The following is a 22,220-nucleotide window of genomic DNA, read 5'->3' as shown; positions in this document are numbered from 1 at the left end:
CCTTCTGATCCTTCAGAACCTGGAGTAGGTGTTGAAGTTTCTGTTCCTGAACCACCTTTTCCTTCTGATCCTTCAGAACCTGGAGTAGGTGTTGAAGTTTCTGTTCCTGAACCACTTTGTCCTGGGTTTGTAGGTGTTGAAGGTGTTTCAGGTTTTTTAGCTTCTTCTTTTTTTTCACAAGAAACAGCAAAAGCAAATCCTGCTAATGCTGTTGCACTCGTACCTAAAGTTAAAAGCACGTTTTTAAATTTTATTTTCATTTTTCTCCTAAAAATATTATTTTATTAATTAGTAAAATACCATTTAATTTCATGGTATTTCCATAATATTTTATATTTTTTCTTCTTTTTTTACAAAAAAAAAAAAAAAAAGTTTTTTTTTATTAAAAAAACAGTCTTTTTTTACTTTTTTATTATATATATCATGTTATGATTTAAAATTTTATTATTACTTTCCTAAACGATTGGTAAGAATTTTTCCTACAATAGTTCCGTCGTTTGTTGCAGTTGCTATTTGTCTAATTTCTTTTTGAGTTACATCTCCAATGGCATATATTCCTTTTTCTTTAGTTTCTTGAAAGTGATCCACTTTGATAAAACCATTTGGTTCTAAAATATTTAAGTCTTTTAAAAAACCGGTTGCAGGAATAAATCCAATGTATGGAAATAGTGAAGCAACTTTAATTGTTTGAATTTTACCATCAATTTCAACTTCTGCTTCTTCTAAAGAAGTATTTCCTTTTAATTTTAAAACTTTAGAGTTAAAGTGAACTTTAACATTTGGTTTTGACATTAATTCATCAACAAGTCTTGGTTCTGCATTAAATTTAGCATCTCTTACAAAGATATTTACTTCTGAAGCAATAGAGGCTAAGAAAGAACCTTCTTCAACAGCTGAATTTCCACCACCTATAATGATAGATGGGTTTTTACCAAATAAAGGACCATCACAAATTGCACAATAAGAAACACCGCGATGTTCAAATTCTAAAATCCCTTCAATATCCATTGGTTTTCTTTCGTTCATACCTGAAGCAACTACTACTGCTTTTGCTTTAATAATTTTTTTATTTTTTAAGTGAATTTCTTTTTCAAACTCACTTAAAGATAATACTTTTTCTACTTCTCCGTATAAATGCTCTGCACCATATTCTAAAGCGTGTTCATACATTCTTAGAGCTAAATCTGCTCCCATTACAACTTTATCTCCTGGTCAGTTTTCAATTTTTGATTGTGCTACCATTTTTCCACCAGGAGCACCTTTTTCAATAATTGCGACTGATAAATTTCCTCTAGATGCATAAATTGCTGCTGTTAAACCAGCTGGACCTGCACCTATTATTGCTACATCATAAATTTTTTCCATTTTTTTACCTTCTTTTATTTTATAATTTTAATTAATTCTTTTATAGTTTACTCAAGTAATGAAAAACATTTTTTCTTTTGTTTTCTCGTATCTTTGAACTTTATTTACTTTAATTCCTGTTTTACTAATTGAATATTTGTAATTTGCAAAAAATTGGTAATAAATTACAAATATTAAACCAACAACAATGTAAATAATAGCTAAAACAAAGTAAAATACATAAGATTCTTCTCTTAAAAATTCCATAGAAGATCTTACTATTCCGTATCAAATTAAGTAGAAACCTGCTGTAACACCAGGTTTTAATCAATTGAAAAGATTAAATATTCAAACAATTAATATATAACCAACAATTGATGTTAAAAACTCATAGAAAAATAAAGGTACTCTTAATGCTCCATCGGAATTAACAGAGTCACTAATAAACATATTTCTTACAATAGTTTCTCCAAGTCATAAGACACTACTTCCATCTACATCTATTTTTCCATAAACTTCATGGTTGGTATAATTTCCTCATCTACCAATTGCTTGTCCTATTAAAACAGCTGGTAAAATAATACTCATTGCTTTTCGATAGTCTATTACGCTTCTTTTAAAATAAATATATATTAAATCACTTATTGTAGCTAAAATAACTCCTCATTGAATTGATAAACCACCCGATCTAATATTTCATCAAGTATGTTTTAATGATTCAGCATTTCCTGCTATTAATTGTTCAAAAATAAAACCAAGTCTTGAACCAATAATAGATGTAGGAATAGTAATCATTACTAAAATTGCTAAATGATCAGTATTCATTTTTTCTCTTTTTCAAAAAAAGAAAATCGTGAAAATTGCTAAAATCATTCCCAGCATAATCATAACACTATAAACTGGTAATCAAGTTTGATTAAATAAATAATATGCCTCTCCTTCTTTAAAAGGACGTGCTTCTTTTAAATATTCAGGAAAATTTGCATTATTTGGCATTGTTTTTTATCCTTTCTTGTATTTTTTGAATTGGATCTAAACCATCCTGTTTAACCAAATAAGAATTAACAGCTGCAACAACAAGTGATGAAGTTGTTCTTCCTTGTTTAACAGGAATTTGAATTTTTTGAATAGTTCCACCTAATATATTATAATGCAATTCACTATTACCTAATCTATCAAAATTAATTGCACTATCACTTAATACTAATTCAAGAACTAAATCAATATCAAGTTTTTTTCTTATCATACTAGAACCATAAGTATGTCTAATATCAATTATTCCAATTCCTCTAACTTCTAATAAATCTTGAGTAATTGGAGATGGTTTTCCAATAAATCTTGTTCCAAGCCTAGAAATAATTACCGTATCATCACTAACAAAAGTGTGTCCATCTTGAATTAACTCAAGCACTGCTTCAGATTTTCCAACTCCTGAAGAACCTACAATTAAAACCCCAACTCCGTTTATGATAATTGCACAACCATGAACTGCTTCTTTTTTAGCAAAATATTCTGATAAAAAACTTCCTATATTAGCAATCAAAGTTGAAAGATGTTCTTTACTATTAGTAACTTGTACTGAAAACTGATTTGCTATTTCTAAAACTTCATCATACAGTTTTTGTGAAAAACCAATAGATAACATTAGCAGGGGTGGATGCTGCCCTAAAACACGAATTAGTGCATTTTTCCTTTCGCTTTGACTTAAAGAAAGTAAAAATTCTGATTCATTTGTTCCTCAAGCAACAATATTTTTGGTTAAAGTTTCATTACTTACTACACCTGCAAGTAATAAACCTGCTCTATTAATGGAAGGACGTTTAATTTCTCCTTCTGGAAAATGGTTAATTGGATTTAAGTTAAATTCATTAATTAAAAAAGAAATTTTAATGTTTTCCATTTTGTAATACTCCTTTTAAATACTGACCTGTAAAGGAATTTTCGTTTTTTGCTACTGCTTCTGGTGTTCCTGTAGCAATAATTTTACCACCATTGACTCCACCACCTGGTCCTAAGTCTATAACATAATCTGCTACTTTAATAATATCTAAATTATGTTCTATTACTAACACTGTTTCTCCACTATCTGCAAGGCGATTTAAAACTTTAATTAATTTAGAAACATCTAAAGGATGAAGTCCTGTACTTGGTTCATCAAGAACATAAAAAGTTTTTCCTGTAGGTTTTTTTTGTAAGAATTTAGCTAATTTTACTCTTTGTGCTTCACCACCAGAAAGTGTAGTTGCTGATTGTCCTAAAGTAATATAGTCAAGTCCAACATCTATTAAAGTTTTTAATTTACTTGCAATTTTAGGGCGATTTTCAAAAAATTCATAAGTATCAAGAACAGTCATATTTAGAACATCTGAAATATTTTTATTTTTATATTTAATTTCTAGAATTTCATTTTTATATCTTGTTCCATCACAGTGATCACAATTGATATAAACATCAGGTAGAAAATGCATTTCTATTTTTAGCATTCCATCACCTTGACATTTTTCACAACGACCATCGGAAGCATTAAAAGAAAATTTCCCCTTTAAATATCCACGACTTCTAGCTTCCTCTAAATTAGCAAAAACATCTCTTATATCATCAAAAACACTTGTATAAGTTGCTGGATTTGATCTTGGAGTTCTTCCTATTGGGGATTGTGAGATTTTAATTAATTTATCGATATTATAATGTCCATTTAGTGATTGGTGTTTTCCAACTCTTACTTTTTCTTCAGAAGTCATATTTTCAAGTGCTTTAACTAAAATTTCATTAACTAAAGTACTTTTTCCAGAACCAGAAACACCTGTAACTGCGATGAATTTACCTAACGGAAAATTAACATCAATATTTTTTAAGTTATTTTCTTTAGCTCCCTTTATAGAAATAAATTGCCCGTTTCCTGCTCTTCTTTTATTAGGAATAGCAATAAAATTTTTACCTGATAAAAATTTTCCTGTTTCTGAAATTGGATTTTTCATAATGTCTTCTACAGTTCCTTGAGCAACAAGTTCACCACCATTACGACCTGCTAAAGGTCCTATTTCAATAATGTGATCAGCTTCTAAAATAGTTTCTTCATCATGTTCAACAACTATTAAAGTATTACCAATTTCAACCATTTTTTTCAAAGAATTAATTAATTTACGATTATCTTTTTGATGTAAACCGATTGACGGTTCATCCAAAACATATAGAACACCGGTTAAATTTGAACCGATTTGTGTTGCTAACCTAATTCTTTGTGATTCTCCACCTGAAAGTGTTTCTGATTTACGATTTAAAGATAAATATTCTAATCCTACATTAACTAAAAAACTTAGTCTATCTTTTATTTCATTAACTAATAATTCAGCAACTTCTTTTTCAAAAGCATTAATTCTTAAATTTTGAACTTCTTTTAATGTATCTTCAATGGATAAGTTACAAAGTTCAAAAATATTTAAATCATTAATTTTTACAGCTAATGAGTAGCGATTTAATCTTGCTCCACCACACTCATCACAATTGAATTCTGACATAAACTTCTTGTATCAATTACGAATATCTTCACTAGAAGTTTCTAAATACTTTCTTTCAATTCTTTCTAAAAGCCCTTCAATTCTTCTTGTTCTATTGTATTTATTACCACTTTCAGATTTAATGGTATAACTAATTTCATGTTCAGAACCATATTTTAAGATATCTATTTGTTCATCTGAAAGTTCATTAATTGGTTTATTAATGTCAATATCATAATAGTTTAATAAAATTTCAAATTCTTTTCATTCAATAGATTTTCCATTAATTGGAAAAGGAAATAATTTAATTGCTCCTTCTTGAATAGAAAAGAATTTATTAGGAATTATTAAATCAAAATCCGCTCTTAAAATAACACCAATTCCTTTACATTTGTCACACATACCACTTGGTGAATTAAAAGAAAAATCCTTTGTATCAATGTGTGGCATATTAAAATCACCATATGGACAAGCTTGCTGTTTGGAAAAAGTAATTGTTTTTTGGTTGAGAATTTCAACATTAACTATTCCTTGAGAATAATCAGCGGCTACATCAATGGATTCTGTAATTTTACCTCTATTTTTTTCTTCAATACTTAATCTATCAACAACAATTTCAATGTTGTGTTTTTTATTTTTTTCTAATTTGATTTCATCTTCTTCAATAAGGAAAATTTTTCCATCAATTTTTAGTCTTAAAAATCCTTCTCTCTTTAATTTTTCAATTAATTTTTCATGTGAACCTTTTTCATTTGAAACAACAGGAGAAAGGATATAAATTTTTGAATTTTCCGGAAAAGTAAAGATAGAATCAACAATATCTTTGGTTTTTTGACTTGTAATTTCAATTTTGTGTTTTGGACAAAATGGTTTTCCTATTCTTGCATATAATAAACGTAAATAATCATATATTTCAGTAATAGTACCTACTGTTGAACGCGGATTATTATGAGTTGTTTTTTGTTCAATGGAAATAGCAGGAGAAAGTCCATCAATAGACACCACATCAGGTTTTTTAGTTCCACCCAAAAATTGTCTAGCATATGAACTTAAAGAATCAACATATCTCCTTCTTCCTTCTTCATAAATTGTATTAAAAGCAAGTGATGATTTACCAGAACCAGAAACCCCGGTAAAAACAACTAACTTATTTTTTGGTATTTTTAGATTTATATTTTTTAAGTTATTTTCTTTTGCACCAACTATGGTAATAAAGTCTTGTGTATTTTTCATTTTTTAATTATACAAAAAATGTAATTTTTTTGTTTTTTTTAGTCTTTATAAATGAAAAAAATCTCTTTTTTTAAGTTTTTTAAATTTAGAAATGAAAAATAAAATCATCTGTCAAGCACTTTTACTTGACATTTTTTCAAAAAGTGGTAAAATTTATTTCATTATTAAAGCATTAAATAATTTAATAAAATAAATAAGTATAAAAAACAAGAAAGGAAAATATGGTAAAAATTAGATTAAAACGTTTAGGAAATAAATTCAATCCTATTTACAAAATTGTTGCTGCAGATGCAAGAGCACCAAGAGATGGAAGATTTATTGAAGTATTAGGACACTATAACCCAAGTTCTAAAGAATTAAAACTTGAAAAAGAATTAATTTTAAAATGATTAAACATTGGAGCAGTACCAACTGAAACTGTTAAAACTTTATTGAAAAAAGAATCAATTTTAAGCGAATTCGCTGCTTCTAAAAAAGCAAAATAGTATGAAAATTAACTTTTTGACACTATTTCCGAATTATTTCGAAATATTTAAAAGTGAATCTATAATTGCAAAAGCAATTGAAAAAGGAATCATTGAAATAAACATCATAGATATAAGAAAATTTTCACAAAACAAACATAAAAAGGTTGATGATCAAATTTTTGGCGGCGGTCATGGAATGCTTTTACAAATAGAACCAATTGATTTAGCACTGCAAACAGTTGGTGGTAAAAAAATTGTTATGAGTCCACAAGGAAAAGTTTTTAATCAACAAAAAGCAAGAGAGTTATCTAAAGAAAAAGAAATTACAATAATTGCCGGTAGATATGAAGGTTTTGATGAAAGAATTATTGATTATTTAATTGATGAAGAAATTTCAATAGGTGATTATGTCTTAACAGGTGGAGAATTACCTGCTATGATAGTTGCTGATTCTGTAATCAGATTGGTTGAAGGTGTTATAAAGGAAGAATCCCATTTAAATGATTCTTTTGAAAATGAAGGATTATTAGATTATCCACAATATACCAGACCTAGAAATTATAAAAATATGTTAGTTCCAGAAGTTCTTTTTAGTGGTCATCACAAAAAAATAGAAGAATGGAAAAAACAAAAACAAATTGAAAAAACTAAAAAAAATAGACCAGATATTTTAGAAAGGAAAGAAAATGCAAAATAAATTAATGGAAATTGTTGAAAGTTCACAATTAAGAACTGATTTACCTAAATTTAAACAAGGTGATAATGTTAAAGTTCACGTAAGAATTAAAGAAGGTTCAAAAGAAAGAATCCAAATTTTCGAAGGTTTAGTTATAGCAATGAAAAACGAAGGAACTAGAGAAACCTTTACTGTTAGAAAAGTTTCATACGGTATTGGTGTTGAAAGAACATTTCCTTTAAATTCACCTACAATTTCTTCAATTGAAGTTGTTCGTTCAAACAAAGTTAGAAGAGCAAAACTTTACTACATGAGAGATAGAAAAGGTAAATCTGCTAGACTTAAAGAAATTAGAATTAAAAAATAATAAAACAAATATAGATGATTATTATATTATCTATATTTTTATTAAAGTTAAAATATGAAACCAAATTATTATGAAGAAATTATTGAAATAATTAACAAAGAAAAAGATCTTATAACTAAAAAAATATTAATTGAAACTGAATTAAGTGCGCCTTGAATCCCTGAAACTTATAAGCAAAAATTTGAAAAAATGCTTTTTGAAACTAATCAAGAACTTCTTGGAAATACTAAAAAGTTCGAAACTAAAGGAATAATAGATATTTCTTTTAATGAACTGCAAACCGCTTTAGAAAACGCTAATGAAGAAACTTTTAATGCTTGTTTAGAATTTATCAAATTCACAAATACAGAGAAATATAGTTCAATTTTTGAATCAATATTCAATAGTAAAAAGTTGACTTTATTATCTAAAAACAAAATTTTGTTAATTTTGCTTGATAAAGAAGATAATTTAACTTTCAACTTTGAGTATGAAAATAAAAAAAAGCAAATTCAAACAAAAACATTCAATGAAAATTTTATATTGCCATTAGTAGATTCAATTAATGATTTTATTGAAACAACCTATAAAAAAGAAATGTTTAAAAAAGAGAAAGCTTATTCAATTTTTAGCAACTTTTTCCTAGAAAATCTTATAATTATAAATAGGTTCTCATTTGAATACATACAAAATGAAATTATACAAGGAGTAGAAAATGAAAAACAATAAAGAAGAAATATTTAAAAAACTAAAAGAATATATGGAAATAGAAGGTGTTTCTAGAAGAGAAGAAAAAGTAGCAAATAAACTAAAAAGCAACACTATGAGTGAAAATTTAAATTATGAATATGATAATTTTGGTTCACTTATTATCACCAAAAAAAATCATAATCAAGGACCTAAAATTATGGTTACAGCTCATATGGATGAAGTAGGTTATACTGTTCTTGATATTCTAGAAAACGGACAAGTTAGAGTTGCAACCATTGGTGGTATATGAGCTAATGTTATAATAGGAACAAAAGCAAAACTTGTAACTAGCGAAAATAAAGAATTTTACGGGGTTTTCGGTCATACTTCCATTCATATTTTGGAAAGAGATAAAATCCAAAAAGCCGTAACAACAAAAGATTTATTTGTTGATTTTGGTTTTAAGGATAAAAAAGAAGTTGAAGAACAAGGTGTGCAAGCTGGAGATATTATCTATATTCACGGTGAAACATTTAGATTATTTAATCAGGATTTAGTTGTTGGTAAAGCAATGGATAACCGTGCAGGTGTTACTGTTTTAGATTTTCTTGTTAATAATCTAAAAGATGAAAAATTAAATAATATACCATATTTTGTTGGAACAGTTCAAGAAGAAGTGGGAACTAGAGGTGCAAAAACTTCTGTTTCAAAAATAAATCCAGATATAGCAATCGCTATCGATACAACCGCTTCTCACGATACTTATCAAACTATCAGCGGAAGACAAAAATTAGGTAATGGAGTTGCAATTAGAGTTCAAGATCGTGGAACTATGATGGATCCAAAACTTATAGAAGTTTTAATGCAATTGGCTAAAAACAAAGGTATAAAAATTTATAAATTTGTAGCACAAGGCGGTGGAACAGATGCTACTGAATTACAATATGGAAAAGGTGGTGTTGCTACCGTAACAATCTCAATACCACAAAGATATTTACACTCTCCACTTGGAGTTTGTGATTTAAATGATTTACAAGCAGTAATTCAATTATTAACTGAATTTTTCAAATTTATGAATAATGAAGAATATAATAAAATACAATATAAATAAGGAGCAAAAATGAATAACAAAGAACAATTATTTTTAAGATTAAAAGAATACATGGAAATAGAAGGTGTTTCTAGATACGAAGACCAAGTTGTAGAAGCATTAAGAAAAAACACTAAAGATGCTAATGTAGAATATGCAAGAGATAGAATGGGAAGTGTTATTATAACTAAAAAAGATCATAATCATGGACCTAAAATTATGCTTGCTGCACATATGGATGAAGTTGGTTTTTCAGTTCTTGAAATTTTAGAAAATGGACAAGTTAGAGTTGTAACCATTGGTGGAGTATGACCTAATGTGGTAGTAGGAACAAAAGCTAAACTTATAACTACCGAAAATAAAGAATTTTACGGGGTTTTCGGTCATACTTCCATTCATATTTTGGAAAATGAAAAAATCCAAAAAGCTATAAACATTAAAGATTTATTTATTGATTTTGGCTTCAAAGACAAAAAAGAAGCTGAAGAACAAGGGATTCAAATTGGTGACAGAATTTATATGTATGGAGAAACATTTAGATTATTTAATCCTGATTTAGTTGCTGGTAAAGCAATGGATAACCGTGCAGGTGTGACAGTAATTGATCAAATTATCAACAGACTAAAAGATGAAAAATTACCAAATAGACCTTACTTTGTTGGAACAGTTCAAGAAGAAGTGGGATGTAGAGGAGCAAAAACTTCTGTTTCTATAATTGAACCAGATATCGCTTTTGCAATTGATACAGGAGCTTCCCACGATACTTATCAAGCAATTACTGGAATTCCTAAATTAGGAGCAGGAGTTGCAATTAATGTTCAAGATTTTGAAACATTAATGGATCCAAAATTAGTACAAATTTTAATGAATTTAGGTAAAAAACACAACATTCCAGTTTATAAATATGTAGCACAAGGTGGTGGAACAGATGCTGCAGAACTACAATATGGAAAAGGTGGTGTTCCAACAATTAGTTTATCAATTCCACAAAGATATTTACATTCACCTTTAGGAGTTGCTTCATTATTCGATATTGAAGCAATGATTAATTTAATGGTTGAATTTTTAAAAATATTTGATGAAAAAATGCTTGATTCTATTAGATATAAATAAAAAACAAAATTCTTCTTTTTAGGAGAATTTTTTGTTACTTTTAAATAAAAATTAATTTTAATTATATAATATAACTAATGGAGTAAATATATGAAAAACAAATTAATTTTTTTAAATACTATTTTAGTTTCAACAATTCCTTTTTCTTTTGTTTCTTGTGTAAAAATTTTTGATTATGAAAACCAAGAAATTAAAGAAGAAAAACAATATAGAATGCAAGATGTTTATGAGTTTGGAAATTTATTAAGCAAATATCAAGATGATAATAATATAAAGAAAATTGAAGTTCCGCATTTTATGATAAATTTAGAAAAATATAAACATTTTAATTATCAAAAAAAACCTTATGAAAAGCAAGCTTATCAAATTATAAAAAATGGTTATACAATAATTTATTCTTTTAATGAATTACAAGAAAGTTTTTTAAACTTTTTCAACAAATCCTTTTGAGAAAATTTATACAATCAAAATCCAGAATTAGATAAAAATAATTATCATAGTTTGAGTGAAGAAAAAATTCAAGAAATAAATAAAAAAGAATTTGAAAAGCACTATTTAAACGGTGTAAGTTCAGAAGAATTTTTTGCAAATAATAATTTAATTTTGTCACAACCTTGATACTGAGGAATGTCTAGCGGTATTTATTATTCATACTTAATTCCTTTTTTTGAAAATCATACAAATAAACTTATCTTAAAAAAAGTTGAAGCAATGGATTTACCAATTAAAACAATAGATCTTGCAAATAGTACTTACTTCAAATCAATATTAGAAATTTTAAAAATAAATAAAAATCAAAAAGTTGAAATAATAGATACTCCCATTGATGAAAAAGAAGCAGAAAGATTATTTGAATTTCTTAAGAAAAAATACGATGTAAATAATGGAGAAAAAGAAAATTCATAGGACTTTAGGTTCTATGTTTTTTTCAAATTAGTATTAATTTACACAAAAAACAAATTTTTATAAAGGAAAATTGCTTTTTTTAGTAAAATTTTATTGCAAACATTTGTTTGTAGTTTCCTGACTGGGATAATTACCCAACCGGATGTAAAAGCCATCGTACTCATAGAGCATGATCGGGCGGAATTCCCGAGCCGACAGTAAAGTCTGAAGATAGTTATTACTAAATGTTATACTTTTTAATTTCAGTGAAACTTAATTTTTGAAAAGAGGAAAAAATGAAACATAAATTAGATTATTATGCTGCTAATTATTTTTTTAAAGCAAAGCAAATTATCGAAAAATTTAACCCGAATTCAATTGTTACTTTACAGTTCTTTCAAAGACATGATAATTCAATTTTAGGTGGAATGAACGAAGCTTTAGAATTGCTAAAAAATAATACAGATACTTCTAAATATTCTATAAAATATTTACCTGAAGGTTCAATTATAAATAATAAAGAAGTTGTTCTTGAACTAGAAGGAGAATATAAATATTTTGGAATTTACGAAGGTATAATTGATGGAGTTTTAGCAAGAAGTACTTCTATTGCTACTAATGCAAAAAGATGTATGGAAGCAGCACCAACAAAAGAAATTGTCTTTATGGGAGATCGTTCAGACCATTATTCTAATCAAGAAAGGGATGGAATAGCTGTTGAACTTGCTGGTATAACTTCTCACTCCACAAATGCAGGAGCAAGAGGTAAAGAAGAAGTGGTTTTTGGTTCGATTCCACATGCATTAATACAGAATTTTAACGGGAATTTAGTTGAAGTAATGAAATATTACTATGAACTTTTTCCAGATGAACCATTAATAGCACTTGTTGATTTTCACAACGATGTTATTAGCGATTCTTTAGCAGTTTTAAAAGAATTTAAAGAAAAACTTTTCGGTGTAAGAGTTGATACTTCTAAAGCCGTTAGAGACAAGATGTTTAAAAATAATGAAAATGAATTTGGAGTTACTCCAAATCAAATTAAAAACTTAAGAAAAGCACTAGATGAAAATGGTGGAAAACATGTAAAAATAATTGTGTCTTCTGGTTTTGATCCTGAAAGAATAGCAATGTTTGAAAAAGAAAATACACCAGTTGATTCTTATGGAGTAGGTGAGTTTATGCTAACCATAAATAATACTTTCAGTGCTGATGCAACTAAAATTAATGGAAAATTATTAGCTAAAGAAGGAAGAAAATACTCTGAAAATCCAAGGTTAATAAAATTTAATTAAATATATGAATAAAAAAATAGTTTTAAATTCTTTAGGTTATGATTCTAACTTGTATATTTATCAAGATAAAAATATGTTTAATTATTCAGTTGATACAATATTATTAGGTAATTTCATAACTATAAATAGAAAAGTTAAAAATATTCTTGAAATAGGAACAAATAATGCTGCTTTATCTATTTTCATTTCTGAAAGGGATGAAAATATATTAATAGATGCTCTAGAAATTCAAGAAAAAGCCCTAAATTTAGCTAAAAAAAATGTTGTTCACAATAAAAAAGAAAAACAAATTAATTTAATTTTGAATGATTTTAATCTTTTTTATAAAGAACACAATAAAAATCAATTACAAAAATATGATGCAATAGTTTGCAATCCGCCTTTTTATAAAATAGACAAAAATACGCAAAAAACAAAGATAAATGAAGAATTACTGATTGCAACACATGAAATAAAATTAAACTTAGAACAAATTATTTTAGGAAGTTCCAAAATAATTAAAGAAAAAGGGTATTTAAGTTTTGTTTTACCTATAGAGAGACTTGTGGATTGTTTTGAATTATTGAGAAAATACAAATTCGAACCAAAAAGAGTTCAATTTGTATTACCAAGAGAAAATGAAAATCCTAAATTTGCTTTAATTGAATCTAGATTTCAATCTGGTTGGGGGACTTTTTTTGAAAAAAACATTTATTTACATATTAACGATAAAAGCAAACATGAATACAGAGCTGAAGTTAAAGAACTTTATAAACCAATAAAAACAAGGAGATAAAATGAAAAAAACATTTTTTATTACAACGCCTATTTATTATCCTTCGGGGAATCTTCATATAGGACATTTATATACAACTACTCTTGCATGAGTTTTTGCAAACTACAAGAAAAATAGAAAATATGATGTAAAAATGTTGACTGGTTCAGATGAACATGGATTAAAAATACAACAAAAATCAAAAGAAAATAATCTAGAACCACAAAAATACGTTGATATGCAAGTTCAAAAATTTAAAGATCTTTGAGAATTAGCACAAATTGACTATGATTATTTTTCTAGAACCACAAACACAAATCATAAGGAAGTTGTTTTAAATGTATTTAATTCTTTACTTTCTAAAGGAATTATTTATAAAGATAAATATAAAGGTTTATACTCTGTTAGTTCCGAAGAATTTTTAACTATTACACAAGCTAAAGAAAAAAACGGTAAATTAGTTCATCCAGTTAGTGAAGATGAGTTAGTTGAAGTTGAAGAAGAATCTTATTTTTTTAAAATGTCTCAATTTCAAGAATGATTACTTGAATATTGAAAAAACAATGAAAACTTTATTTTTCCAAAACAAATAATAAAAGAGTTAGAAAATAATTTCTTAGAAAAAGGACTTGAAGATCTCTCTGTTACAAGAATTTCTTTTGATTGAGGAATAAAACTACAAAACGATCCAAAACACGTCATTTACGTTTGATTAGATGCTTTATTTAATTATGTAAGTGCTCTTAATTTTAGTTTAAAAAATGATTCTGATTTTAAGAAATATTGAGAAAATGGAGATGAAATCGTTCATATAGTAGGTAAAGAAATAACAAGGTTTCACTGTATTTACTGACCAATTATGTTAAAATCAATGGATTTAAAACTACCTACCACAATTTTAAGTCATGGTCTTATTAGAGATGCTAATGGTATTAAAATGTCCAAAAGCTTAAACAACGTAGTTGATCCCATTGAATTAATTAACAAATACGGAGCAGAACCCGTAAAATACTACTTATCTACACAAATTATTATGGGACATGATGCTAATTTTGATGAAGAACAATTCAAAAATGTTTACAACTCTCATTTAGCTAACAATTTTGGAAATTTATTATCAAGAACAATCGCAATGATTCACCAATCTTTTAATGTACCATTAAAATATAAAAAAGAACAACTAACAGACTTAGAACAAGAAATTTTTTCTGAAATACTTAATACCAAAAAAGAATTTTGCAATGAAATGGACTCTTTTAAAATTGATAAAGCTTATAAAGAAGTTTTTAATCTATCAAAAAAATTAAATGGTTATATTGATTTAACTCTTCCATGAACTTTAAAAGATAATAAAGAAAGATTGGAAGTTGTTTTAAATACTCTTTTAAACGGAATTTATGCTATAACTTGCTTTATGTCTTCTATTTTAAAAAACAAAGCGAATTTAGCTCTTCAACAATTAAATATTGAGTCAATTGATTTTGATAATATAGGAAAATGAGAACTTTTTGATAATACACTAACTCAAAAAGGTGAAATACTTTTTGAAAGAATTAAATAATAAATTCTATAAAATTTTTATATTTGGTTAAAACTAAATTGGCATATATTAATGAATTTGGAACTATTTTCAAATTACTATTTTGAGATAAACGAACATTAAAAACATTGTTTTTAATGTTTTTTATTTCCTTTATAAATAAAAGCGTTTCTTTATCTTCATCTTTTAAATAAGGTTTTTTAACTATAATATAACTGCTTTTTTTAATAGATAAAAAAGTGTTTGTATCTATTTCAAAATTTAATTCTTTCTTATTATTTACTGTGATAGAAATGGGAATTTGTTCATTCTCTTTTATATTTTTTATTAAAAATATAGAAATAATAAATATAAAAAATAAAAGTATGGATAAAAATATTATTAAATTATTTTTCTTTATCAAGATCAAAAATCTCACTTTCATTTAAATATTTGTTAGAATGAGAAACTTCTATAAAAATTGCTTCTTTTTGAAAATTCAAAATTATTTTCTTTAAAATTTCAAAATTTTCAATTGATATATTTTCAAAAGCTTCATCCAATAAAATCAAATCGAATTCTTGACACAAAAGTTGTAAAATAGATATTATTTGTTTTTGTCCTTCTGAAAAATTGACCCAATTTTCCTTTATTTCTGTTTTTAAATCTATTTGTCATTTAATAAATAATTTATCCAATTCATAAAAACTATAATTGTTTAGAAAAGTATCGACCTTTTGTGGATTATATTTAGTAATATAACCAAATACATCTATACTAGATGAAAAACTTTCCTTATTAATATAAATTATCTTTTTTCTTAATTCACTTTTATCAAAATGTAAAATTGGTAAATTATTTATTTTAAAATTTGATTCTAAATCTAAATTTAAAATTTTCAATAAAGTAGATTTTCCTGAACCATTTTGCCCTTTTAAAATTAAATTATTATTGATTTCTAAATTATTAATTTTTAATATTGATTTAATATTATTAGGTTTATAATCTATATTTTCAAGTTGAATAGACTTTATTTTTTCAATTAAATGAGTACCATTTTTTTCTTTTTCAATAAATAAAATGAATTTCAATAAATCATACTCTTCTAAAAAAATTGGATAATACACAATTAAATCTGAAATACTATTCAAAGGATTTACAAAAGCAGCAAAAAAAGTTATAAATAAAATCATATCGCCGAGTTTAAACTCCCCTTTTATAACAAATAAAGCACAAATAAAAGTTAGTATTATTGGTAAAAACTCAATTAAAAATTTTTGGAAATTTTTAAAAATAAAATTAATTTTTCATAAGTGTAAATCTTTTTCTTTCAGTTTTTTATATTTGCTTTCAAAATCTTTATTAATCATTTTGTAGAAATCTTCTTTTTTTAGTTTATCAAAATTTGTAATTACTTTATAATAACTAGAATTTAATGAAGCATTGCTTTTTAAAATATCATTATATTTTGAATTAACTACTTTTTTCTCTATAAAGGAAAACATAAAGAAAATAAAACCTATTAAGAAAGTTATCAAGAATAATTTTCAATTTAAAAACAAAATAATGAAAAATGCAAAGATAAAAGTAGAAATTTCGGAAACTAATGTAAAAGCAAAGTTGGATATAAAAGAAGCAAAACTTGGTATTATATTAAATCTCTTTATATAGTCTGAAGTATCTAATTTAAATAATTGTGAGTTTTGAGCACTTTTAAGAGAAAAAATAAAATTTTTCATAACGTTTTCTTCTATAACCATCTGCAAATTTTTTAAAAATAAGTTTTTTAAGATGTTTTGTAAAAATCTAAATAATAGGATTCAACCAAAAACAATAGTTAACTTAATCAAAATACTAATATTATTAAAATAAATTGCTTTATTTATAACATTTTTTAAAAAGAAAGAACTAGAAAAAGTAAGGATTGAACAAACTATAATTAATAAAAAAATAGTAATACTTTTTTCGTTTCAAATATACAAAAATAAAGGATTTTTCTGTTTAATTGATTTTGTTTTAGGATCAAAAATTTTTTCTGTTGTAAGAATTACATTTACAAATATTTTTTTAAAAAATTCAATTTCTACTTTTCTTTTACCTACAAGTGGATCTAGTAAATAAACAAAATTTTTATCTATTTTTAAAAAGATTACATAGTGATTTAACTCGCCTTCGTTTATTAAAATAATAGAAGGTTTCTCTGATTTTAAATCTGAAAGTGCTTCAAAATCAATATGAAATGCTTCTAATTTTATTCCGTGTTTTTCTGAAAGTGTTTGCAGATTTTTTATCACTATTCCATCTTGATTATAAAAGGTTTCTTTTTTTAAATCAGATAAATTTATCCATTTTGAGTGGTAATAATGATAAAGTGATTGCAAAACTACTAGTCCACAGTCCTTTATATCTTCTTGTTTCCTTATTTTCATATTTAATATTTCCAAAAAAGAAGATTTATACTTCAAAAAGGAAAAAATTAGGAAAAATAGGTATTTTTTCTCAGATAACAATGTGTTATAATTATTAATTATGTTAATAAATAAAAGTCAAAAAAATATAAATGTATCTTTAGATGATACACAAAAAAAATTAAAAAATAGAATGGTGTTTTACTCTCTATTATGACTAACTTTTGGATTAGCAGTTATATTTTTACTTTCCTATGCAACAATTGCTATAGAAGCAGTAAAAACAGCTTATTTAAATTTAATATTTAGATTAGCTGTTTCTAATCTTTACTGATTAATTCACTTAGTCATAATTTTAGTATGTTTTGCATTAATAAGTTATCTAGCTCGCAATAGTGAAACGAAAAATATATTTTTATTAGTTGCAGCTTATATTGTTACTATACTACTTCAATCATTTTGAATACCTATCATTATTTTACAAGTAGTCAACACAGAACAAGCTAATGCGATTTCATATATATTATTAGCTATGTTAATTCCTACTTTATCAATTGCAGTTTTTGGATTTTTAGGATATTTCAATATAATTGATTTTTCTAAATTAAGAATATTTGTTTATATTGGTGTTGTTATGATGTTGGTTTTATCTATAATTACTTGATTTATTTCTAATAACGTTATTATTACAGTCATTTCAGTAATAAGTATAGCTGTTTCTTGAATTTTAATAGGATTCAACTTTAACATAATTCAAAGAGAAGCTTCAATTATCATCTCTACCAATTTTGATGAACAAGAAATAAAGTCAATAATGTTAAAAAGATCTTTACTTTTTGGTTTAAACTTACTTTTATCATTTATAAGAATCTTTTTAGACATTTTATTTATAGTTAAAAAATAAAAGAAATATCGACTAGATATTTCTTTTTTATTCTAAAATAACTATTTTTCCTTTATAAAACTTATTTTTTATCAAATAATTTTAAATAATTTCCATAACCTTCTTTTTCCATTTTATCTAATGGAATAAATCTTAAAGAAGCAGAATTAATACAATATCTTAAACCGCCTTTATCTTTAGGTCCATCAGTAAAAACATGTCCCAAATGAGAATTAGCATTTTTACTTTTTACTTCTACTCTAATCATATTGTGAGAAAAATCATTGTGTTCAGTAATTATATCTTTTTCAATGGGTTTGGAAAATGCAGGTCAACCACAACCAGAATCATATTTATCATCAGATTTAAATAAAGGAGTTCCATCTACTATATCAACATAAATACCCTCTTCAAAATGCTTATCATATTTATTTGTAAATGGTCTTTCAGTATAACCTTCTTGTGTAACTTTGTATTCAAGATCGCTTAATTCTTTTAATCTTTTTTCTTTATCTATTTTTTCCATTGTTCCTTCTTTCTTTTTTTATTATAGAACAAAAATATTAAATATATACAAAAAATATAATTAAAATACTATTTTTAAAGTTTTCTTAAATTTTATGCAAAGAAAGGTATATAATGAAAATATAAAAATAAAAAGGGGATTCTTTTCAAATGAAATTAAAACAGATTCATCTATTTAGTTTATATTCAATTATATTTAAATTAACTTTTGTCATTTGCTTCATATTATCTTTTTTATCTTTATTTGACAAAATTAGCACAAGAATTATAACTTTAGTATCTTTATTTTTTACTTGATTTTATTGTTTTGTAGTCATGGTGTTTTTATTTTTTTATCAGTGATTATGAATTTCTAAAATGAATAAAAAAGTAAATAAATTCTTGTTTTCTTTTTTTCCTTTAATATTTTATATAAAAAATAAAAATAATATTGATTTTGCATTTGATAAAAAATGAAATATTAAAAAATATATACAAAACTTTTTTATCTTCTTTGGTTTGCTCTTTTTAATAATTGTTATTCTTTTTGCAATAGGAACTTTTTTGCCAAATCCTGTAAAAAAAGATGATATTTATTTATCAGGAATATTAGGTTCTTTAATACCTATGAGTATAATTTTAATAATTATTGTACCGGTTGAATTATTAAATCATAAACAAATTAAAAGATAATTAATTAGTCAAAAAATTTCCATTTATGCTTTTGTAAGTATAAATGGAAATTTTATCTCCTCTTTCCCAGTTAATAGCAAAAATTTAAAAAATCAACCATTTTTTGATTGATTTTATTGTTTTTCATTTTTCTTTATACTATTTTTGTTATTATAAAATATTTTAATTTTCTGATAAACCATCAATTTTTGCAATCGCCTTAATTGAATCTTTTTCTCTTAAAGAAATAATTTTAACACCTTTTGTATTTCTAGAAGTCTCTGCAATTTGAGAAAGGGATGTTCTGATAGCAATTCCTTGTTTTGTTAAAATAAGAATTTCTTCGTTTCCTTTAACATTTCCAATATAAGTTAATTTCCCTGCTTTTTCACTATTAATAGTTCTTACACCTTTAGCACCACGAGCAGTGATTCTATACTCATCAATTAAAGTTTTTTTACCAAAACCTAATTCACCAAGAGCTAAAATATATTGTCCTTCAGCAGTTGTTGAAGCACCTACTACTTCATCATCTTGTTCAAGTTTTATTGCTCTAACTCCTTCAGACTGTCTTCCTGTGCTTCTTAATTCATCACTTAAGAAACGAACAACATTTCCATTTGATGCTCCAATAATGATTTCTTCACCATCTTTAACAACAAATGCTCTTTTTAGTTCATCTCCTTCTTTTAGACCAAGTGCAATTTTTCCATTTGCATTAATTCTTTCATAGTTACTAATTTCTGTTTTTTTAATAATTCCTTTTTTAGAAACTGTTACTAAATAAGTACCTGAATTATATTCATTAATAGATAACATTGAAATTACTTTTTCATCCTTTTGAATTCCTATTAAATTAATGAAAGGAATTCCTTTACCTTGTTTGCTTTGTTCTGGTATTTGATATGATCTTAATCTATAAACTTTTGCCAAACTTGTAAATATTAATAAATCAGTATGTGTATTAGTAATTAAAATAGAACTTAAGTTGTCATCTTCATAAGTAGAAGCAGTGTTTGAACCAACTCCACCTCTATTTTGTGTCTTGTATTCATCGATATTTATTCTTTTTACATAACCATTATTTGTTAATGTTATAGCAACATCTTGAGATGGAATTAAATCTTCATCTTGAATAGTTCCTACTTCTGTTGCAGTAATTTCAGTTCTTCTTTCATCAGCAAAATTTTCTTTTACTTCCTGTAATTCTGAAACAATTAAGTTAATTAATTTTTCTTTTGAATCTAATATTTCTTTAAGTTCTTTAATTTTTTGATATAACTCTTCCATTTCATTAACTAGTTTTTCAACAGCTAAACCAGTTAATCTGCTTAATCTCATTTCAATAATAGCTTTGGTTTGAATTTGAGTTAAATTAAATCTTGCAGCGAGTTTTTCTTGTGCTTCTGCATCGGATTTAGATGATTTAATAATTTTAATTACTTCATCAATATTTTCAATAGCTATTTTCAATCCTTCTAAAACATGAACTCTTTCTTCTGCTTTTTTAAGGTCAAATTGCAATCTTCTAGTGAATACATCAATTTGATGCTCTAAATAAACTTCTAATGCTTCTTTAAGATTTAAAAGTTTTGGTTCTCCTTTCACTAAAGCAATCATATTAATAGAATAACTAACTTGTAAAGATGTATATTTAAAAAGATTATTAAGTACTACTTCAGGGATAAATCCTTTTTTAATATCGAAAACAACTCTTATTCCTTCTCTTGACGTTTCATCTCTAATATCAGAAATTCCATCAAGTTTTTTTTCTTTAATTAATTGAACAATTTTTTCAATTAATATAGGTTTTTTGATTTCATAAGGGATTTCATAAACTATTATTTTACTTTTTCCATTTTTTAATTCTTCAATTTTTGCTTTTGATCTTAAAATAAAGGAACCTCTACCAGTTTCATAAGCTTTAGCAATACCACTTTGTCCTAAAATCATAGCTCCTGTTGGAAAATCTGGTCCTTTTATATGTTGCATTAATTCATCAATTGAAATTTCTGGATTTTTAGCTAAAGCAATAGTGGCATCAATAACCTCTCCTAAATTGTGTGGTGGTATAGTTGTTGCCATCCCTACTGCAATACCAGTAACACCAGAAACTAATAGGTTTGGAATTTTAGAAGGAAGAATTGTTGGTTCACTTTCAGAACCGTCATAGTTAGGCATAAAATCTACTGTATCTTTTTTAATGCTTTCTACCATTAAAGAAGCAATTTTAGACATTCTTGCTTCTGTATAACGCATCGCAGCTGCTGCATCTCCATCAATAGAACCAAAGTTACCATGCCCGTCAATTAATGGATATCTTAATGAGAAATCTTGAGCCATACGAACCATTGAATCATACACAGAAGAATCACCGTGTGGGTGATATTTACCTAAAACATCACCAACAATTCTAGCTGATTTTTTATGTGCAACACTATGGGTAATACCAAGTTCGCTCATACCGTAAAGAATTCTTCTGTGAACTGGTTTTAAACCATCACGAGCATCTGGAAGAGCACGAGAAACAATAACAGACATTGCGTATTCAAGAAATGAATTTCTCATTTCATCTGAAATAGGTTTAGGAATTATTCCACCTGCTTCATTTTCTATAATTTGAGAAGAAACCACATATTCTTCTTTATCTTGTGGTGCTACTTCCTCTTCATCACTTTCTTCTGCTGTTTCTTCTTTAAAAACAGTTTCCATTTCTTCGTCATCTAGAATATATTTTTCTTTTTCATCTTTATCATCAAAAAACATATTACCTCACTTACTTTAATAATCTTTTTAAATAATTTTTATTTAAATTATAGCAAAAAAATGCATTTTTTCATTTTA

21 protein-coding genes are annotated in these 22,220 nt (G+C 25.7%); 12 read left to right on the top strand and 9 right to left on the bottom strand.

Annotation, left to right across the window (positions count from 1 at the left end; all coding sequences use genetic code 4):
* From ACXX86_RS01295 to uvrA, 5 genes are all read right to left on the bottom strand, one after another.
* Positions 1 to 260, bottom strand: a 260-nt coding sequence (locus ACXX86_RS01295; RefSeq protein WP_458560988.1) for a hypothetical protein, incomplete at its 3' end; no start/stop codon positions are given.
* A gap of 187 nt (positions 261 to 447) precedes the next feature.
* Positions 448 to 1,365, bottom strand: coding sequence for an NAD(P)/FAD-dependent oxidoreductase (locus ACXX86_RS01290; protein WP_458560987.1), 918 nt, complete (start codon positions 1,363 to 1,365; stop codon positions 448 to 450).
* Positions 1,366 to 1,392: 27 nt separating this feature from the next.
* Positions 1,393 to 2,340, bottom strand: coding sequence for a prolipoprotein diacylglyceryl transferase (gene lgt, locus ACXX86_RS01285; protein ID WP_458560456.1), 948 nt, complete (start codon positions 2,338 to 2,340; stop codon positions 1,393 to 1,395).
* The gene (gene hprK, locus ACXX86_RS01280) at positions 2,330 to 3,244 is read right to left on the bottom strand and encodes an HPr(Ser) kinase/phosphatase (RefSeq protein ID WP_458560455.1); all 915 of its coding nucleotides are present in this window, start codon (positions 3,242 to 3,244) and stop codon (positions 2,330 to 2,332) included. Before hprK ends, lgt begins: the two co-directional genes overlap by 11 nt.
* Positions 3,231 to 6,074, bottom strand: a complete 2,844-nt coding sequence (uvrA, locus tag ACXX86_RS01275) for an excinuclease ABC subunit UvrA (protein WP_458560986.1) — start codon at positions 6,072 to 6,074, stop codon at positions 3,231 to 3,233. Before uvrA ends, hprK begins: the two co-directional genes overlap by 14 nt.
* A gap of 221 nt (positions 6,075 to 6,295) precedes the next feature.
* Between uvrA and rpsP the strand changes: the two genes are divergently transcribed.
* The 10 genes from rpsP (at position 6,296) to metG (ending at position 14,951) form a co-directional block, all read left to right on the top strand.
* Positions 6,296 to 6,559 carry a 30S ribosomal protein S16 gene (gene rpsP, locus ACXX86_RS01270; protein WP_436358930.1) on the top strand — a complete coding sequence of 88 codons (264 nt, stop codon included), beginning with the start codon at positions 6,296 to 6,298 and terminating at the stop codon, positions 6,557 to 6,559.
* Between the two features lies 1 nt (position 6,560).
* Positions 6,561 to 7,238, top strand: a complete 678-nt coding sequence (gene trmD / locus ACXX86_RS01265; RefSeq protein WP_458560453.1) for a tRNA (guanosine(37)-N1)-methyltransferase TrmD — start codon at positions 6,561 to 6,563, stop codon at positions 7,236 to 7,238.
* Positions 7,228 to 7,584: a 50S ribosomal protein L19 gene (gene rplS, locus ACXX86_RS01260; RefSeq protein ID WP_436358928.1), complete on the top strand. Its 357-nt coding sequence runs from the start codon at positions 7,228 to 7,230 to the stop codon at positions 7,582 to 7,584. Before trmD ends, rplS begins: the two co-directional genes overlap by 11 nt.
* A 54-nt stretch (positions 7,585 to 7,638) precedes the next feature.
* A complete protein-coding gene (locus ACXX86_RS01255; RefSeq protein ID WP_458560985.1) occupies positions 7,639 to 8,292 on the top strand; it encodes a hypothetical protein in 654 nt (217 codons plus the stop codon).
* Positions 8,279 to 9,364, top strand: coding sequence for a M42 family metallopeptidase (locus ACXX86_RS01250; RefSeq protein ID WP_458560984.1), 1,086 nt, complete (start codon positions 8,279 to 8,281; stop codon positions 9,362 to 9,364). Before ACXX86_RS01255 ends, ACXX86_RS01250 begins: the two co-directional genes overlap by 14 nt.
* A gap of 9 nt (positions 9,365 to 9,373) precedes the next feature.
* Complete coding sequence (locus ACXX86_RS01245) at positions 9,374 to 10,456, top strand: M42 family metallopeptidase (RefSeq protein WP_458560983.1); 1,083 nt, start codon at positions 9,374 to 9,376, stop codon at positions 10,454 to 10,456.
* Positions 10,457 to 10,546: 90 nt separating this feature from the next.
* The gene (locus ACXX86_RS01240) at positions 10,547 to 11,362 is read left to right on the top strand and encodes a hypothetical protein (RefSeq protein WP_458560982.1); all 816 of its coding nucleotides are present in this window, start codon (positions 10,547 to 10,549) and stop codon (positions 11,360 to 11,362) included.
* Between the two features lie 275 nt (positions 11,363 to 11,637).
* Positions 11,638 to 12,636, top strand: a complete 999-nt coding sequence (locus tag ACXX86_RS01235; protein WP_458557445.1) for a nicotinate phosphoribosyltransferase — start codon at positions 11,638 to 11,640, stop codon at positions 12,634 to 12,636.
* Positions 12,637 to 12,640: 4 nt separating this feature from the next.
* Positions 12,641 to 13,411 carry a tRNA1(Val) (adenine(37)-N6)-methyltransferase gene (locus ACXX86_RS01230; RefSeq protein ID WP_458560981.1) on the top strand — a complete coding sequence of 257 codons (771 nt, stop codon included), beginning with the start codon at positions 12,641 to 12,643 and terminating at the stop codon, positions 13,409 to 13,411.
* A gap of 1 nt (position 13,412) precedes the next feature.
* Positions 13,413 to 14,951: a methionine--tRNA ligase gene (gene metG / locus ACXX86_RS01225; RefSeq protein WP_436358921.1), complete on the top strand. Its 1,539-nt coding sequence runs from the start codon at positions 13,413 to 13,415 to the stop codon at positions 14,949 to 14,951.
* On the opposite strand, the gene ACXX86_RS01220 is transcribed toward metG, so the two are convergent.
* Both ACXX86_RS01220 and ACXX86_RS01215 read right to left on the bottom strand, forming a co-directional pair.
* Positions 14,944 to 15,354 carry a hypothetical protein gene (locus ACXX86_RS01220; protein ID WP_458560980.1) on the bottom strand — a complete coding sequence of 137 codons (411 nt, stop codon included), beginning with the start codon at positions 15,352 to 15,354 and terminating at the stop codon, positions 14,944 to 14,946. The genes metG and ACXX86_RS01220 overlap by 8 nt on opposite strands.
* Entirely contained in the window at positions 15,317 to 17,338 is a 2,022-nt protein-coding gene (locus ACXX86_RS01215; RefSeq protein WP_458560979.1) for an Mbov_0121 family peptidase domain-containing ABC transporter, read from the bottom strand. Before ACXX86_RS01215 ends, ACXX86_RS01220 begins: the two co-directional genes overlap by 38 nt.
* A gap of 100 nt (positions 17,339 to 17,438) precedes the next feature.
* Between ACXX86_RS01215 and ACXX86_RS01210 the strand changes: the two genes are divergently transcribed.
* Positions 17,439 to 18,221 carry an MAG0110 family membrane protein gene (locus ACXX86_RS01210; RefSeq protein ID WP_458557442.1) on the top strand — a complete coding sequence of 261 codons (783 nt, stop codon included), beginning with the start codon at positions 17,439 to 17,441 and terminating at the stop codon, positions 18,219 to 18,221.
* A gap of 61 nt (positions 18,222 to 18,282) precedes the next feature.
* On the opposite strand, the gene msrB is transcribed toward ACXX86_RS01210, so the two are convergent.
* Entirely contained in the window at positions 18,283 to 18,726 is a 444-nt protein-coding gene (gene msrB / locus ACXX86_RS01205; RefSeq protein ID WP_458557441.1) for a peptide-methionine (R)-S-oxide reductase MsrB, read from the bottom strand.
* 356 nt (positions 18,727 to 19,082) lie between these two features.
* On the opposite strand from msrB, the gene ACXX86_RS01200 reads away from it, so the two are divergent.
* Positions 19,083 to 19,397 carry a hypothetical protein gene (locus ACXX86_RS01200; protein WP_458559200.1) on the top strand — a complete coding sequence of 105 codons (315 nt, stop codon included), beginning with the start codon at positions 19,083 to 19,085 and terminating at the stop codon, positions 19,395 to 19,397.
* Positions 19,398 to 19,559: 162 nt separating this feature from the next.
* On the opposite strand, the gene gyrA is transcribed toward ACXX86_RS01200, so the two are convergent.
* A complete protein-coding gene (gyrA, locus tag ACXX86_RS01195) occupies positions 19,560 to 22,142 on the bottom strand; it encodes a DNA gyrase subunit A (RefSeq protein WP_458560978.1) in 2,583 nt (860 codons plus the stop codon).
* Between the last annotated feature and the right edge of the window lie 78 nt (positions 22,143 to 22,220).

This window comes from Mycoplasma sp. CB776, from assembly GCF_054343395.1.
The sequence above is the reverse complement of the archived record's forward strand: the minus strand, read 5'-3'. Positions and strand labels throughout refer to the sequence as shown.